The 15,746-nt window shown below is 64.7% G+C and carries 15 protein-coding genes and 1 pseudogene (1 of these 16 only partly in view); 11 read left to right on the top strand and 5 right to left on the bottom strand.

Annotated features, from left to right (window positions below; all coding sequences use genetic code 11):
* Nucleotides 1–85: 85 nt before the first annotated feature.
* On the bottom strand, nt 86–499 hold the full coding sequence (locus tag J6525_RS15690; protein WP_225645345.1) for a DUF3775 domain-containing protein: 414 nt from the start codon (nt 497–499) through the stop codon (nt 86–88).
* A 119-nt stretch (nt 500–618) separates the two neighbouring features.
* On the opposite strand from J6525_RS15690, the gene J6525_RS15685 reads away from it, so the two are divergent.
* From J6525_RS15685 to J6525_RS15670, 4 genes and pseudogenes are all read left to right on the top strand, one after another.
* Complete coding sequence (locus tag J6525_RS15685; RefSeq protein ID WP_225645344.1) at nt 619–1,467, top strand: MBL fold metallo-hydrolase; 849 nt, start codon at nt 619–621, stop codon at nt 1,465–1,467.
* A 140-nt stretch (nt 1,468–1,607) separates the two neighbouring features.
* Nucleotides 1,608–2,450, top strand: coding sequence for a fumarylacetoacetate hydrolase family protein (locus tag J6525_RS15680; protein ID WP_076827518.1), 843 nt, complete (start codon nt 1,608–1,610; stop codon nt 2,448–2,450).
* 252 nt (nt 2,451–2,702) lie between these two features.
* On the top strand, nt 2,703–3,317 hold the full coding sequence (locus J6525_RS15675; protein ID WP_038385276.1) for a glutathione S-transferase family protein: 615 nt from the start codon (nt 2,703–2,705) through the stop codon (nt 3,315–3,317).
* A 315-nt stretch (nt 3,318–3,632) separates the two neighbouring features.
* A pseudogene (locus tag J6525_RS15670) lies at nt 3,633–4,501 on the top strand (MBL fold metallo-hydrolase).
* 231 nt (nt 4,502–4,732) lie between these two features.
* Here the strand turns inward: J6525_RS15670 and J6525_RS15665 are convergent.
* A complete protein-coding gene (locus J6525_RS15665; RefSeq protein WP_225645343.1) occupies nt 4,733–5,275 on the bottom strand; it encodes a methylated-DNA--[protein]-cysteine S-methyltransferase in 543 nt (180 codons plus the stop codon).
* A 144-nt stretch (nt 5,276–5,419) separates the two neighbouring features.
* On the opposite strand from J6525_RS15665, the gene J6525_RS15660 reads away from it, so the two are divergent.
* Nucleotides 5,420–6,229, top strand: coding sequence for an alpha/beta fold hydrolase (locus J6525_RS15660; RefSeq protein WP_225645342.1), 810 nt, complete (start codon nt 5,420–5,422; stop codon nt 6,227–6,229).
* Nucleotides 6,230–6,390: 161 nt separating this feature from the next.
* On the opposite strand, the gene J6525_RS15655 is transcribed toward J6525_RS15660, so the two are convergent.
* Nucleotides 6,391–6,846 (bottom strand): carboxymuconolactone decarboxylase family protein, encoded by a 456-nt coding sequence (locus tag J6525_RS15655; protein WP_225645392.1) that lies wholly within the window; start codon nt 6,844–6,846, stop codon nt 6,391–6,393.
* A gap of 111 nt (nt 6,847–6,957) precedes the next feature.
* Between J6525_RS15655 and J6525_RS15650 the strand changes: the two genes are divergently transcribed.
* The 5 genes from J6525_RS15650 (at nt 6,958) to J6525_RS15630 (ending at nt 12,347) form a co-directional block, all read left to right on the top strand.
* A complete protein-coding gene (locus J6525_RS15650; RefSeq protein ID WP_225645341.1) occupies nt 6,958–7,824 on the top strand; it encodes a sigma-70 family RNA polymerase sigma factor in 867 nt (288 codons plus the stop codon).
* A 64-nt stretch (nt 7,825–7,888) separates the two neighbouring features.
* Nucleotides 7,889–9,139 carry a M20/M25/M40 family metallo-hydrolase gene (locus J6525_RS15645; RefSeq protein ID WP_225645340.1) on the top strand — a complete coding sequence of 417 codons (1,251 nt, stop codon included), beginning with the start codon at nt 7,889–7,891 and terminating at the stop codon, nt 9,137–9,139.
* Nucleotides 9,140–9,385: 246 nt separating this feature from the next.
* Nucleotides 9,386–10,060 (top strand): GntR family transcriptional regulator, encoded by a 675-nt coding sequence (locus tag J6525_RS15640; RefSeq protein WP_092080653.1) that lies wholly within the window; start codon nt 9,386–9,388, stop codon nt 10,058–10,060.
* A gap of 48 nt (nt 10,061–10,108) precedes the next feature.
* Complete coding sequence (locus tag J6525_RS15635; RefSeq protein ID WP_092080650.1) at nt 10,109–10,909, top strand: phytanoyl-CoA dioxygenase family protein; 801 nt, start codon at nt 10,109–10,111, stop codon at nt 10,907–10,909.
* Nucleotides 10,910–11,039: 130 nt separating this feature from the next.
* Nucleotides 11,040–12,347, top strand: coding sequence for an NAD(P)H-dependent oxidoreductase (locus J6525_RS15630; RefSeq protein ID WP_225645339.1), 1,308 nt, complete (start codon nt 11,040–11,042; stop codon nt 12,345–12,347).
* 232 nt (nt 12,348–12,579) lie between these two features.
* Here the strand turns inward: J6525_RS15630 and J6525_RS15625 are convergent, their stop codons facing one another.
* Nucleotides 12,580–13,665, bottom strand: coding sequence for an NAD-dependent epimerase/dehydratase family protein (locus tag J6525_RS15625; RefSeq protein ID WP_225645338.1), 1,086 nt, complete (start codon nt 13,663–13,665; stop codon nt 12,580–12,582).
* A gap of 307 nt (nt 13,666–13,972) precedes the next feature.
* Between J6525_RS15625 and J6525_RS15620 the strand changes: the two genes are divergently transcribed.
* Entirely contained in the window at nt 13,973–15,061 is a 1,089-nt protein-coding gene (locus J6525_RS15620) for a TRAP transporter substrate-binding protein (protein WP_057017852.1), read from the top strand.
* Nucleotides 15,062–15,293: 232 nt separating this feature from the next.
* On the opposite strand, the gene J6525_RS15615 is transcribed toward J6525_RS15620, so the two are convergent.
* Nucleotides 15,294–15,746 carry the 3' portion of a hypothetical protein gene (locus tag J6525_RS15615; RefSeq protein ID WP_057017853.1) on the bottom strand. Its footprint extends 183 nt past the window's final position, so only the last 453 of its 636 coding nucleotides appear in the window; its start codon lies off the right edge, out of view — the gene reads right to left on this strand; it ends in the stop codon at nt 15,294–15,296.

The raw sequence follows: 15,746 nt of genomic DNA, 5'->3' as shown, positions 1-15,746 counted from the left end.
AGGCCCCCCTCACCCGGAATTCAAGCTACGCTTGAATTCCGACCTCTCCCCGCAAGCGGGGCGAGGTAAGCAAGGAGCCGCATCCTTAGTGGATCGGCGTGATGCGTTCGTCGCTCGGCCCCAGGCCAAACTCGTCGAGTCCTTCGGCTAGGAGATCGCCGAGCATCGGCTCGCCCAACAGATAGTTGGCGACATGGCCGGTGCGTCCGCGCGCCGCCTCGCGGCGGAGATCGGCCCATTCCTCAATCGTGCCGTCGCCGCGGCCGAGCCGCATCAGGGCGACGAGGTCGACCTGCTCGTCCTCGCTGAGCGCGTTGATGAAGCCGGTGATCTCGCGCGCCACCGGGTCCCTGCCGTCATCTTCCAGCACATCGATCATGTCGTCGTCGGCGCCGTTCGAGCCGGAGTCGGGATCGACGAGCCCCTCCTTGACGTCGAATTCGCGCGCCTTCTCGATCAAGAAGCCGACCTTTTCAGGGGAGATTGCGAGTTCCGGCATTGCACACTCCTTCGTCCAACGAGGCGGTAACGCAGGAGGCGCCGACTTGATCCATTGCGTCGGCGTGCGGAAACCCGCATGGTCCGGCAAGAGCAACAAAAAAATAGAGGACACGCCGCATGCACTGGACCGTAGGCAAGGTCAGGATCACGAAAGTCGTCGAGCTCGAGACCGTCGGCAGCACCCGCTTCATCCTGCCGCTGGCCGGCCGGGAGGAGATCCAGAGCCTGCCCTGGCTGATCCCGCATTTCGCCAACGAGGACGGCCGGCTGAAAATGTCGATCCATTCGCTGCTGGTGGAGACGCCGGAGCAGCGCATCATCGTCGACACCGGGCTCGGCAACGACAAGCAGGGCCGCAACGTGCCGACCTGGAACAACCGCAGCGATCCGTTCCTGGAGAAGTTGACCGCCGCCGGATTTGCGCCCGACAGCATCGACACCGTGCTGTGCACGCATCTGCATGTCGACCATGTCGGCTGGAACACCAAGCTCGTCGGCGGCAAATGGGTGCCGACCTTCGCCAATGCGCGCTACGTGTTCGGCAAGACCGAATACGAGCACTGGCGCGACCATAGCGACGATCCCGCGCATGCCGCTGTGTTCGCCGATTCCGTGAAGCCGATCGCGGATGCCGGCAAGGCCGAGCTGGTGCCGAGCGACCACCGGCTGACCGAGGAGATCACGCTGATCCCGACGCCGGGACACAGCCCCGGCCATATCAGCATCCACATCAGGTCCGGCGGCGAGGAAGGCCTCTTGACCGGCGACGTCGCGCATCATCCCTGCCAGATGTACCACCTCGACTGGTCGTCGACCGCGGACTCCGATCAGAAGCAATCGGCCGCCACGCGGCACGAATTGTTCTCGCGCTTTGCCGATACGCCCACGCTGGTGATCGGCGGGCATTTCAATGCCGGCCACATCAGGCGCGACGGCGACGCGTTCAGGTTTATCGCGCTGGGCTGATTGGACCGAAATGGCCTTGAAATAAGGCTTGGCAGCAATGCAGCGCGCTCAGGGCGGTTGAATTTCCTGGCGCGCTGTTCCATGAAGCGTGTCGAGGTATACCAGTAACAATCCTCAGGACATCGTAGGGAGTGATCAATATGAAGCTTGTTCGTTATGGCGAAAAGGGTGCGGAAAAGCCCGGTCTGATCGACAAATCCGGCCAGCTCCGCGACCTCTCGGCCCATCTGAAGGACCTGACCGGCGACGCCTACACGCCGGAATCGCTGAAGAAGCTTGCTGCCCTCGATCCCGCCTCCCTGCCCGCCGTCGCCGGCAAGCCGCGCTTCGGCGCCCCCGTCACCGGCATCTCCAAATTCGTCGCGATCGGCCTGAATTATTCCGACCACGCCAAGGAAACCGGCAACCCGATCCCGTCCGAGCCGATCTTCTTCCTGAAGGCCAACACCGCGCTGTCCGGTCCCAACGATCCGGTCGAGAAGCCGCGCGGTTCGACCAAGCTCGACTGGGAAGTCGAGATCGCCGCCATCATCGGCACCCGCGCCAAATATGTCTCGGAGGCCGACGCGCTGAACCACGTCGCCGGCTACTGCATCTGCAACGACGTCTCCGAGCGCAACTTCCAGATCGAGCGCCTCGGACAGTGGACCAAGGGCAAGTCGCACGACACGTTCGGCCCGGTCGGCCCGTGGCTCGTCACCAAGGATGAAATCGCCGACGTGCAGAAGCTGTCGATGTGGCTCGACGTCAACGGCCAGCGCCGCCAGACCGGCACGACCTCGACCATGATCTTCACGATGGCGAAGTGCATCTCCTACGTCTCGCAGTTCATGACGCTGCTGCCCGGCGACATCGTCACGACCGGCACCCCGCCCGGCGTCGGCACCGGCATGAAGCCGCCGCAATATCTCAATGTCGGCGACGTCGTGACGCTCGGCATCGAAGGCCTCGGCGAGCAGCGCCAGGAAATCGTTGGGGCGTAGTTTACGGGGATACAGCGCAATCTCTCCCCTCGTCGTCCCGGCGAAAGCCGGGACCCATAACCACAGGGTTGAGTTGTTAGAAGGCTGTGGCCCCAGCGTCGCGCAACAATGACCTTCGGTGGTTATGGGTCCCGGCTCCCGTGCGCAATTGCGCACTAGGCCGGGACGACATCGAGTATGTTGCGTCATCGAGAGTCATACATTCACGGTCTCTCAGGATGACGACTGTGTGTTCGTAAAGAGGTCATCTCCATGAAACTCACCTTCTCTCCCGCCTCCCCGTTCGCCCGCAAGGTGCGCATCGCGGCGATCGAGCTTGGCCTGATCGACAAGATCGAGCTGGTGCCGGCGACCGTCGCACCGGGCACGGCCAACGACGAATATTCCAAGATCTCACCGCTGAAGAAGCTGCCGGTGCTGATCCTCGACCATGGCGACGTGATTCTGGATTCCTATGTCATCGTCGAATATCTCAACGAGCTCGGCGGCGGCCGGCTGATCCCGGGCTACGGCCCGCGGCGCTGGAAGCTGAAGACCGATCATTCCCTGCTCAACGGCATGCTCGATTCCATGCTGCTGTGCCGCTACGAGAAGATGGTGCGGCCGCAGGGCTCGCTGTGGCAGGCCTGGCACGACGATCACTGGAACAGGGCCTGGGCCGGCATGGCGCGGTTCGAGAACCGGCCGGACGTGCTGAACGGCTCGTCCTTCGACATCGCGCAGATCGGCCTCGTGTGCGTGCTCGGCTATGCCGATTTCCGCTTCGCCGATTGCGGCTGGCGCAAGGCCTATCCCAAGCTCGACGCCTTCTACCAGAAGATGCTGGAGCGGCCGTCGGTGAAGATCTCGGCGCCGCCGGCGGCGTGACCACGGCAACAGCGGGGAGCATGTGACGCGCGAATGCCTCCCCGACTCTCACCTCCCGGCGCAGGTCTTGTGCATCGCCGGCCGGGCTCAACCCACGACCGGTCAATATCTCGCCGTCATTGTCGTGATCTCGACCTTGTGATGATGACGACGGCAGCCCGGTACGGCCAGCCGAAGGAAGGCCTTGCGGCGATGGATATCCTTGCCAACATCATCATTCCCGCCGTGCGCGACGCGCACTAGAACTTTCCTGCGCGTTTTCTTCACGCGAACCGGACTCCACCTCGCTCGAAAACGCTAACCCAAGGAATCACCATGAGCCTGAAGTTTGCCGCCGGCGATCTCACCATTCATCGCATCGTCGAGCAGGAGACCACGTTCCTGCCCGCGCACGACATGCTGCCCGGACTGACGCCGGACGTGCTCGCCGAGAACCGCGGTTGGATGCAGGCCACCGGTGCACTCGACGACAGCGACACCTTGATCCTGGCGTTCCAGTCCTATGTCGTGAAGACGCCGCACCACACCATCCTGATCGACAGCTGTATCGGCAACGACAAGCCGCGGCCGGCGCGGCCGAAATGGAACATGAAGACGACGACAACTATCTGCGCAGTCTGGCGTCAGCCGGCTTTTCGGTCGGTGACATCGACTATGTGATGTGCACGCATCTGCATGTCGATCATGTCGGCTGGAACACGCGGCTGGAGAACGGCCGCTGGGTGCCGACCTTTCCAAATGCGCGCTACGTGTTCGACAAGGCCGAGTTCGACTACTGGACCGAGAGCAACGCGAAGGCGGAAGTCCCGCCTTTCGTGGACAGCGTGCTGCCGGTGGTCGAGGCCAAGCGGGCCGAGATCGTCGGCCATGACTTTGCGATCGGCGACCACGCCCGCATCCTGCCGACGCCCGGCCACACGCCGGGCCACGTCGCCTTCGCCTTCGGCCGCGGCAAGGACGCTGCGGTCTTTTCGGGCGATCTGATGCACTCGCCGATCCAGACGCATTATCCGGAGCTGTCGGCGAAGTTCGATGTCGACCAGGCGCAAGCCGCGAAGACGCGGCGCGGCTTCCTGGAGCGTTATTGCGACACCGACACGCTGTGCTGCCCCGCCCATTTCCCTTCGCCGTCGATCGGCAAGATCAGGCGGAAGGGCAGCGGGTTCGTATGCGAGACGGTGTGACGTGAGCCAAACTCGCGATAGTCGCATTCTGCCACCCTCCCCTGGAGGGGTCGAGACGAGCGTAGCTCGCTCTCTGGGTCGGCTCACATGAAGCGCAGCGCAATGTGAGACGGGGTGGGGTGATCTCTCAACGCGGGCAGCGCCCGTTACGAGAGACCTTCACCCCACCTCGGTTCGCATTTCATGCGAACCGATCCTCCCCCTCCAGGGGAGGATAAGAGCGCGCGCACCTCAATCAAACAAACTCGGCGTGTGGTTCACGATCGCGCCTTCGATCTGCAGCATCTTCAGCTTGGTGACGACGCCGCCATTGGCCGAGAAGCCGCCCGGCTTGTTGCCCGCCGCAAGCACGCGGTGGCAAGGCACCACGATCGGGCACGGGTTGCGGCCGAGCGCCTGGCCGACATCGCGGGACAGTTCGACCCCGCCGAGCTGCTTGGCGATGTCGCCATAGGTCATGGTCTTGCCCGGCGGAATTTTCCGCGCGATGTCGTAGACGCCGCGGTTGAACTCCGGCACGCCGTCGAGATCGAGCACGATGTCGGCAAGGTCGTTCGGCTTGCCGGCGAGCAGCTCGATCATGCCGTCGATCGCGTGCTGCACTTCGGCCGGCGGCGCCGCCTCGGTGACCTCGCCGTTGCGCTGGGCAATCCGCTTGCGAGTCTTCTCCTCGGTGCCCATCGGCAGCTGCACGCCGGTGACGCCGTGCTCGCCCCAGACGACGCCGCAGGCGCCGATCATGGTCTCGAAGATTGCAAAATGCTGGCCGGTCATGGCTCGCTCCAGATGTTCCCTTCGGCTCTCGCGTGAGCCTGCTGTTGATCCGGAATCTAGGCTTGGAGAATGTTGCTATCCACCCGAATTCCGTGGGAACTTCGGCCAAATCAACAACATCTCCTGCCTCTCCGCGAGCCCAAAATGCACAGCATCCACGTCAACGGTTTCGACATGCCCTATCTCGATGTCGGAGAGGGCCCGCCGCTGGTCTGCGTGCACGGCTCGCTGTGCGACTTCCGGATCTGGTCGGCGGTGCTCGGCCCGCTGACGCGGCGGCACCGCGTGATCGCGGTCAGCCTGCGGCATTTCTTCCCGGCGCACTGGGACGGCATCGGCGACACCTATTCGATCGCGCAGCACGTCGACGATGTGATCGCCTTTATCGAAGAATTCGACACCAGACCGGTCGACCTGATGGGGCATTCCCGCGGCGGCCATATCTGCTTCCGCGCCGCGCAGCGGCGGCCCGACCTGTTGCGCAAGCTGATCCTTGCCGAGCCCGGCGGCGAGCTCGACGAAACCCTCGATCCCGATTTCAAGCCGGGCCCCTCACCGCTGGCGGCACGCTTCGCGGCATGCGCGGCGGAGATCGCCAAAGGCGACATCGACGGCGGCTTGCAGATCTTCATGGACGCGCTCGAAGGCCCCGGCGCGTGGAAACGGATTCCGGCGACCTCCAAGCAGCTGTTGCGCGACAATGCGACCACGCTGATCGGCCAGACCCGCGACCAGCGCCCGCCATTCTCGAAGGCGGACGCGGAAGCGATCAAGACGCCGACGCTGTTCATCGGCGGCGCCAACACCAAGGGCGTGCTGCCGAAGGTGCTGCACGCGCTCGCCGCCAATGTGAAGGGTTCGCGCACCGAGATGATCCCGGGCACCACCCATCCGATGTTCGAACAGGCCCCGCAGCGCTACTGCGAGATCGTGCTGGAGTTTCTGGCGGCATAGGCGGTGCCCCTTTTCACCTCGCCCCGCTTGCGGGGAGAGGTCGGATCGCATCGCGAGATGCGATCCGGGTGAGGGGGTACAGGTCTATCCGACCACACCACTCGGGGAGAGAGCCCCTCACCCCAACCCTCTCCCCGTGAAGTACGGGGAGAGGGAGCAGATCACACCTTCCAGGCGCCGACCGGCTGACGCACGGCGACATTCAGCCGGTTCCAGACGTTGATCGCCGCGATCCCCAGCACCAGGGACGCGAGCTGCTGCTCGTCAAAGTGCTTCGCCGCCTCGTCCCACACCGCGTCCGTCACCGGATCCTCGCGGTCGCTGAGCCGGGTCACCGCTTCGGTCAGCGCCAGCGCGGCGCGCTCGGCCTCGGTGAAATACGGCGCGTCGCGCCAGGCACCGACCGCGAACAGCCGCTCGTCGGTCTCGCCGGCGCGCCGGGCGAGCTTCGGGTGCATATCGACGCAGACGCTGCAGCCATTGATCTGACTGGCGCGCAGATGCACCAGTTCCAGCAGCTTTTCCGGCAAAGCCTGCTTGGTGCTCTCGCTCAGCGCCTGCAGCGCCTTCATAGCCTCGGGAACAACCATCACCGGGTGGTTCATGCGGGCTTTCATCATGTCATTCTCCTGATTTGCCTTTTTGACGGCGCCGTGCCGATCTGTTGTCACATCGGCGCAGTTTCGTTCGTCATGGCCATGACGGAGTGGACAAAGGGAATGTGACCGATGGACGAGAGAAATTTTCTCACCGAACAGTTCGAGGCCAACCGGCCGCGCTTGCGGGCGGTGGCCTATCGCATGCTGGGCTCGACGGCGGAGGTCGACGACGCCGTGCAGGAAACCTGGCTGCGGCTCGGCCGCACCGACACGGCGGCGGTCGACAATCTCGGGGGCTGGCTGACCACGGTGATCGCGCGCATCTGCCTCGACATGCTGCGCTCGCGCAAATCGCGCCGCGAGGAGCCGATCGGCCCACATGTGCCGGAGCCGATCGCGGACAATCCGTCCGAGCGCGAGACCGAGATGGCCGATTCCGTCGGCGCGGCGCTGCTCGTGGTGCTGGAAACGCTGGCGCCGGCCGAGCGGCTGGCTTTCGTGCTGCACGACATGTTCGCGGTGCCGTTCGAGGAGATCGCGCCGATCGTCGGGCGCACGCCGGCCGCCGCGCGGCAGCTCGCCAGCCGTGCCAGGCGTCGCGTGCAGGGTACGCCGCCCGCACCGGATGCCGATCTCAGCCGGCAGCGCGGCATCGTCGAGGCCTTCCTCGCGGCATCCCGCAACGGCGATTTCGAAGGGCTGCTGGCCGTGCTGGCGCCGGACGTCGTGGTGCGCGCCGATCAGGCAGCGCAGCGGCTCGGCTCGCTGCCGGTGATCCGCGGCGCCACAGCGGTGGCCGAAAGCTTCAAGGGACGCGCACAGGCGGCGAAGCCCGCGCTGGTCGACGGCGGGATCGGCGTTGCCGTCATCTTCGGCGGCGCGCTGCGCATTGTGCTGCGGGTCACGATCTCAGGCGACCGGATCGCGGCGATCGATGCGACCGCCGACGCCTCGGAGATCGAGACCTTCGATGTCGAGGTGCTTGAGCGCAGCTGACACAGCTGGAGGCAGACAAGTCGCAATGCTAATGTCTCTCTGCATCTGCGCAGGGAGGACAATCATGAAACTGTCCATCAAATTGCTCGCGTCGGCCGGCCTGCTCGCCCTTGCCTCCTCCTCCGCCTTAGCCGCCGCAGACGAAAAACTACGTGCGGCCGCCGAGCAGGCCCAGCCGGCGGTGATCGAGAGCCTGCACGACATGGTGCTGATCGAATCGGGCTCCAGCGATGTCGAAGGCCTGAAGAAGATGGCCGACTACACCGAGGCACGGCTGAAGGCGCTCGGCGCCAAGACCGAACGCCGCAAGACCACGAAGGGCGCCGGCGCCGGCATGGTGATCGGCACCTTTGAGGGCACCGGCACGAAGAAGCTGATGCTGATCGCGCATATGGACACGGTGTATGAGCACGGCATCCTCGACACCCAGCCCTACAAGGTCGACGGCAACAGGATCTATGGACCCGGCATTGCCGACGACAAGGGCGGCATCGCCGTCATCCTGCATTCACTGAAGATCCTGAACGATGCAGGCTGGCGCGACTACGCCAAGCTCACGGTGTCGTTCAATCCGGATGAGGAGGTCGGCTCGATCGGCTCCGGCGAGATCATCGCCGAGCTCGCCGACCAGCACGACGTGGTGCTGTCCTTCGAGCCGACGGTGGCGCCGCCGGTCGCGAAAAATGAAAGCCTGCTGCTCGGCGCCAGCGGCACCGCCACCGGCACGATCGATGTGAAGGGCAAGGCCTCGCATGCCGGCGCCGCGCCGCAGCTCGGCCGCAACGCGCTGATCGAGCTCGCGCATCAATTGCTGCAGACCCAGGACGTTGCGAAATCGATTCCGGGCACGCAGCTGAACTGGACCACCGCGAAGGCCGGCACCGTGCGCAACCAGATCCCCGATCATGCCACAGCCGGTGCCGACATCCGCCTCACCATTCCCGACGGCGTGCAGAAGCTGCAGGCCGCGCTCGACGAGAAAGTGAAGAACAGACTGATCGCGGACACCGAGGTGACCGTGAAGGTCGTCGCGGGCCGTCCGCCCTTCGTCGCCGATGATCGCGGCCGCGCGCTCGCCAGGCAGGGACAGGCGATCTACACCGAGCTCGGGCGCACGCTCGACATCGCGGAAATGACCGGCGGCGCGACCGACGCCGGCTACGCCGCGCGCAGCGGCAAGGCCGTCGTGGTCGAAAGCTTCGGCCTCGCCGGCTGGGGCTATCACGCCCGCGACGAGTACATCGACACCAACTCGATCGTGCCGCGGCTTTATCTGATGACGCGGATACTGATGGAGCTGGGCAAGGCGAAGTAGCGTTTCCGAGAAACTCGTCATGCCCGGGCTTGTCCCGGGCATCCGCGTCTCTGGTCCTACATCAAAAAAGACGCGGACGGCCGGCCATCACGACGTTGGGACGGCTGCCGCAGCGCGGCCCGGTCAAAAACCGGCCCATTCTCAATCGCTTAGCGTGGTCGCAAACCGGAGCCTTGACCGCTCCCCCAACCCGCAGTAACCTCATTTTCGAACACGGAATTCCGTATTCCAAACTGGACAGTCGGTATGATCCCGTTGGACCCGCTTCCAAATCTCATCGACCAGGTTTACGGGCGATTGCTCGAAGCGATCATCGACCGCACGCTGCTGCCTGGCCAGCGCATCACCCAGAACGAACTTGCCGATCGGCTCGGCGTCTCGCGCCAGCCGATTTCGCACGCGCTACATCTGTTGCATCGCCAGGGCCTCGTCGCGGAGAGCGGCAGACGCGGCTTCGAGGTGACGCAGCTCGATCCGCAGCGCATCCGCGAACTCTATGAAGTCCGCGGCGCCATCGATGCGCTGGCGGCACGGCTTGCCGCTACGCGTGTAAAGGAGGATGCCGCGGCACGTACGCAGCTCGAAGCCGCGCTCGAAGCCGGACGCGCGATCGACGACGGCACGCCGCTGGCGCGCCTGATCGCACTCGACGTCGATTTCCACAGCGCGATCTATCGCCTCGCCGGCAATTCCGCGATCGAGGAGATGATCGCGCCGCAATGGCCGCATATGCGCCGCTCGATGGCGACCGTGCTCGCCGAGCTCGATTACCGCGGCAGCGCCTGGACCGAGCACGAGACCATCGCCGCGCATGTTTTTTCCGGCAATGCCGCAGCGGCAGAAGCCGCCGCGCTGGCGCATGCGCAGACGGCAGGACGGATGACCGAGGAGAAGCTGAGGGCAATCGACGTGGCGGCGTGACGTTCACGCATCGCCCCGGAATGACAATAACAACAGGAGGAAAGCACCATGAAACTGACCCAAGAGCAGGTCGAATTTTTCCATCGCGAAGGCTGGCTGTTCCTGCCCGAGCTGTTCAGCCAGGAAGAGGTCGATTTCCTCGCGCGCGAGGCAGTCTCGATCTATGACGCCAACCGTCCCGAGGTGTGGCGCGAGAAGAGCGGCGCGCCGCGCACGGCCTTCGCCGCGCATCTCTACAATGAGGCGTTCGGCACCCTCGGCGCGCATCCGCGCATGATCGACCCCATCGAGCAGCTGTTCGGCGAGAAGGTCTACATGCATCAGTTCAAGATCAACGCGAAGGCGGCCTTCACCGGCGACGTCTGGCAGTGGCACCAGGACTACGGCACCTGGAAGCGCGATGACGGCATGCCGGAGCCGCGCGCGATGAACATCGCGATCTTCCTCGACGAGGTGATGCCGATCAACGGCCCGCTGATGCTGGTGCCGCAGAGCCAGACCGCGGGCGATTTAAAGGCCTCGCACGATCTCGAAACCACATCCTACCCGCTGTGGACGCTGGACGAAGAGACGGTGACCCGCCTGGTGAAGCAGGGCGGCATCGTCGCGCCGACCGGAAAGCCCGGCGGCATGCTGATGTTCCACGGCAATCTGGTGCACGGATCGAGCGGCAACATCACGCCCTATCCGCGCAAGATCGTCTACCTGACGCTGAACGCGGTCTCGAACTACATCCGCACCCCGACGCGGCCCGACTACATCGCGCACCGCGACTTCAGGCCGATCCAGACGGTTGCCGACGACGCGCTGCTGCGGCTCGCCCGTGCACCGCGGCAGGCAGCGGAGTAAGAATCGGCCGTCATTCCGCGGCGGCGCGTTAGCGTCGAACCTCAGATGCGCAATTGCGCATCGGGGAATCTCGAGGTTCCGGGTTCGCGTTTCACGCGCCCCGGAACGACCCTTTTGTTTGGAAAGCATCATGAACCTGCATCACCTCCTCAAAACCCGCGCCGCCGCCGGCAAGCCGGTACGCGTCGTCCTGATCGGCGCCGGAAAATTCGGCTCGATGTTCCTGTCGCAGGTGCCGCACACGCCGGGGCTTGAGGTGCCCGTGATCGTCGATCTCGACCGCGACCGCGCCCGCGAGGCGTGCCGCACCGTCGGCTGGGACGACGCGCGGATCAGCGCCACCACCTTCACCGACGACGGTGCACGTGCGATCGCCGGCGGCGCATTCGATGTCGTGGTGGAAGCGACCGGCAATCCCGCCGTCGGCATCCGCCATGCCCGCGCGGCGATTGCCGCCGGCAAGCATGTCGTGATGGTCAATGTCGAGGCCGATGTGCTGGCGGGGCCGCTGCTCGCCGAGGAGGCACGCAAGGCCGGCGTGGTCTATTCGCTGGCCTATGGCGACCAGCCGGCGCTGACGGCCGAGATGGTCGACTGGGCCCGCGCGACAGGCTTCCGCGTCGTCGCTGCCGGCAAAGGCACGAAGTACCTGCCGGCCTATCACGACGTCACCCCGGACGGTGTGTGGCAGCATTACGGGCTCACCGCCGGCGAGGCGCAATCCGCCGGCATGAATCCGCAGATGTTCAACTCCTTCCTCGACGGCACCAAATCCGCGATCGAGATGGCGGCGATCGCCAATGCCTGCACCCTCGACGTGCCGTCGGAGGGATTGCTGTTCCCGCCGTGCGGCGTCGACGATCTGCCGCATGTGATGCGGCCGCGCGACAAGGGCGGCGTGCTGGAGAAATCCGGCATCGTCGAAGTGGTGTCGTCGCTGGAGCGCGACGGCCGTCCGGTGTTTCGCGATCTGCGCTGGGGCGTTTATGTCGTGCTGGAGGCGCCCAACGATTATGCCGCCGATTGCTTCAAGCAGTATGGCCTCAAGACCGACGCCTCCGGCCGCTATGCGGCGATGTACAAGCCGTATCATCTGATCGGACTCGAGCTGAACATCTCCGTGCTGTCGGCGGCGCTGCGCAACGAGCCGACCGGGCAGCCGCGCGGCTTCCGCGGCGACGTCGCAGCGGTGGCCAAGCGCAATCTGCGCGCCGGCGAGATGCTCGACGGCGAAGGCGGCTACACGGTGTGGGGCAAGCTGATGCCGGCCGCCGCCAGCCTCGCCGCCGGCGCATTGCCGATCGGGCTCGCCCATCGGGTGAAGCTGAAGAGCGACGTCGCCCATGGCGCGGTGGTGCGTTGGAGCGATGTCGAGGTCGACGAGAGCAACGATACGATCAAGACGCGCAAGGCGATGGAGCAGGCGTTTTCGCGGTAACGTCTTCGGTCGCTCCGCTCGCCGAAAGAGCGAGTGTGCCCTTCACCTCTCCCCGCTCTTTGCGGGGAGAGGTCGGATCGCCCCGGCGATGCGAAGCATCGTCCGGTGTGATCCGGGTGAGGGGCGAGGCAAACTGCTCAACAAGCGGCGAAGTGCTCGCCGGATAGATGCCCCTCACCCCAACCCTCTCCCCGCAAGAGCGGGGCGAGGGAGCGGCTAGACTGATTCCTAACTACGGCAGCAGCCGGCTCGCCTTCGCCAGCCTGAACCACTTCCGGAACATGGCTTCCGTATCCATCATCTCGGTGAAGCCGGCCTGGTTGATCTTCACCGTCGAGACGATCGACGGCGGACCCGATTCAGTCTGTCCGTAGCGCATGCTGTAATCGGCATATTGGAAGGACAGGCCGACGAATTCCTCCAGGCCGGGCGCGATCAGGTCGTGCGTCCTGCGCAATTCGTCCCACGGCGCGATCCATTTCGGATACTCCTGCGCCAGCGACAGCGGCACGTGCCGGCCCGGCGTCATCTCGAGCGCGTCCGAGACCGCCGGCCAGATATTTTCCCAGGTGAAGACGTCGCCATTGGTGACGTTGAACGCTTCATTGCGCGCGGCCTCGGCGCCGCCCGACCAGGCGATCGCGCGTGCCAGCAGATCGACATCGACCGCTTGCGCGACGCGCGGCGCGCCGCCCGGATAATCCAGCGGCCTGCCCTGCGCGCGCAGCACCGCCGCGTAGACGCCGAGCGGCGGGATCAGGTCCATCGCGCCGCCCATCGCTTCGCCGATGATCAGGACCGGGCGCAGGATGCTCCAGTGCCAGTTCTTGCCCCGCTGCAGCTCGCGCAAGAAATTCTCCTGTGCCCAATAGAAATTCGGCTGCTCGTACATCTCGGAACGGCCCTCGCGCGCCGGCACCGTGAGCGGCCGGACATGCACGCCATAGGCCTTGGTGCCCTGCAGCAGCGCGACATGCTTGAGATCGGGCGCGACGGGTTCGAGCACGCCCATCAAATTCCGCAGCATCCGGTCGTTGGTTTCGATCTGCCCGGCATCGCGCCAGCCATCGACCAGGCTGGGCGCCTCATAGAGCGCGGCGTAGATCAGGTGCGTTGCGCCGGCGAGCTCGGCCGCGGCGCGACGGCAATCCTCCACGCTGGTGAGATCGATTCGCACATGCCGTGCGCCGTAGAGATCGCGTGGCTTGCGGCGCGACAGCGCAATGCGCTCGCAATCGTCGGATGCGCCGAAGTGTCGCAAGGCGGCGTTGCCCACGAGGCCGGTTGCGCCGGCAACCACGATTTTCTTGTTGGCCATGTCCTTGAACTCCCATCAACCCACCCGCCTGCGTAGCAGATCGCAGCAGGGCCGGCAGCCATCGCGGCGGGTATCGGATGAGACCGACAGCGCCGATTGTCCTTCGCACCTGCAACGAAGGCAGGCGCTTGATTTCCTCCGGCAAACGATCATCCTGACCGGCGGAACCGGAAACTCGGATTTCCACAACAAGAGCCCGTCGAGGGCCACCGGACACATTCATCACAGAACGTCGATCGATCGGCGAAGAAAGACGACACCAAGATCGTTCCCCTTGTCGAGGTATCGGCACACAGGAGGGATACGCATGAAACGTCGTGAATTCTTGAAGGCAGGCGGCGTCGGCCTGGCTGCGACGGCGGTCGCCGCGCCCGCGGTCGCGCAATCGATGCCGGAGGTCAGGTGGCGGCTCGCGGCGAGCTGGCCGAAGGCACTCGATACGCTCTATGGCGGGTGTGAATTCTTCTGCAAGCGCGTCGCCGAGATCACCGACAACCGCTTCCAGATCCAGCCGTTCGCCGCCGGCGAGATCGTGCCCGGCTTGCAGGTGCTGGACGCCGTCTCCAACGGCACGGTCGAGATGGGCAATACCGCGCTGTATTACTACTGGGGCAAGAATCCCGCCTTCACCTTCGGCACGTCGCTGCCGTTCGGCCTCAACACGCGCCAGCACATTTCCTGGCTGCAATGGGGCGGCGGCACCGACCTGCTCAACAATCTGCTCGCAGAATTCAACTGCATCGGCATTCCGACCGGCTCGACCGGCGCCCAGATGGGCGGCTGGTTCCGGAAGGAGATCAAGTCGATGGCGGATTTCCAGGGCTTGAAATTCCGGGTCGGCGGCTTCGCCGGCACCATCATCGCCAAGGTCGGCGGGGTGCCGCAGCAGATCGCGGGCGGCGACATCTATCCGGCGCTGGAAAAAGGCACCATCGACGCCGCCGAATGGGTCGGGCCGTATGACGACGAGAAGCTCGGCTTCGTCAAGGTCGCGAAGTTCTACTACTACCCCGGCTGGTGGGAAGGCACCGGCCAGGGCCACAATGTGATGAACAAGGACAAGTGGAACGCGCTGCCGAAGCACTATCAGGCAGCGATCCAGGCGGCTTCCGAGGACACCTTCACCTGGGTGACCGGCAAATATGACGCGGTCAACCCGCCGGCGCTGAAGCGCCTGATCGTGGCCGGCGCGCAGTTGCGACCATTCCCGCAGGAGGTGCTGGAAGCCTGCTACAACGCGGCCAACGAGATCTACGCGGATCTTTCCAAGAGCAATCCGCATTTCGGCAAGATGCATGCGAGCCTGGCCGCCTATCGCAACGAATCGCTGGCCTGGATGCAGGTCGCCGAGCTCTCGTTCGACAGCTTCATGATGCGGATGCGCACGCGCACCTGAACCGGACGATGGCTTTACACTGCCGTCATTGCGAGGAGCGATAGCGACGAAGCAATCCATTTCTCCGCTTGCGGTGAGATGGATTGCTTCGCTTCGCTCGCAATGACGGGGCTGGAGCAGCGCTTATTATTTCGTTCATCTTGAGCCGGGCGCGTTCCGAGACAATAAAAAAGCCCCGGAGAATTTCTCCGGGGCTCTCTTCCTGATTCGATTCCTGATTCGATGCGACGCATTAATTGTCGTCGCTGCCGCCGAACTCTTCCATCAGCTTGTCGTAGCTCTTGGTCACGAGATCGATGTTGCCCTTGTTCTCGACCGCGGGCGGCGGCGACTTCAGGGCGTCGTTGAGGTCGGCGAGCGCGTCCTTCTTGTCCTTGGCCGACATCTTCTTGTCGGCCTGGACCTGGGCGATCTGCGCCTTCAGCACGGCCTCGGGACCGATATACTTCTTGGTCTGCGGATCGAAGCCGCCGAGCACCAGCGAGATGTTGTCGACGACGTTGTTGTACTCGTCATAGCTGGCGAAGCCGTTCTTCTTGGCGATGCCCTCGAGCTGGCCGACGATCTTCGGATCCGGCTTGGCGTCCTGGGAAAGCTTCGCGGTGATCGGGTCCATTTCCTTGGCCGCGGCGAGCGCGCCATCGACCTGCTTGTCGGTCAGCGCGATCTGCTTGATCGGCGGGGC

This window comes from Bradyrhizobium australafricanum (genome assembly GCF_020329495.1).
Taxonomy (GTDB): Bacteria; Pseudomonadota; Alphaproteobacteria; order Rhizobiales; family Xanthobacteraceae; genus Bradyrhizobium; species Bradyrhizobium australafricanum.
The sequence above is the reverse complement of the archived record's forward strand: the minus strand, read 5'-3'. Positions and strand labels throughout refer to the sequence as shown.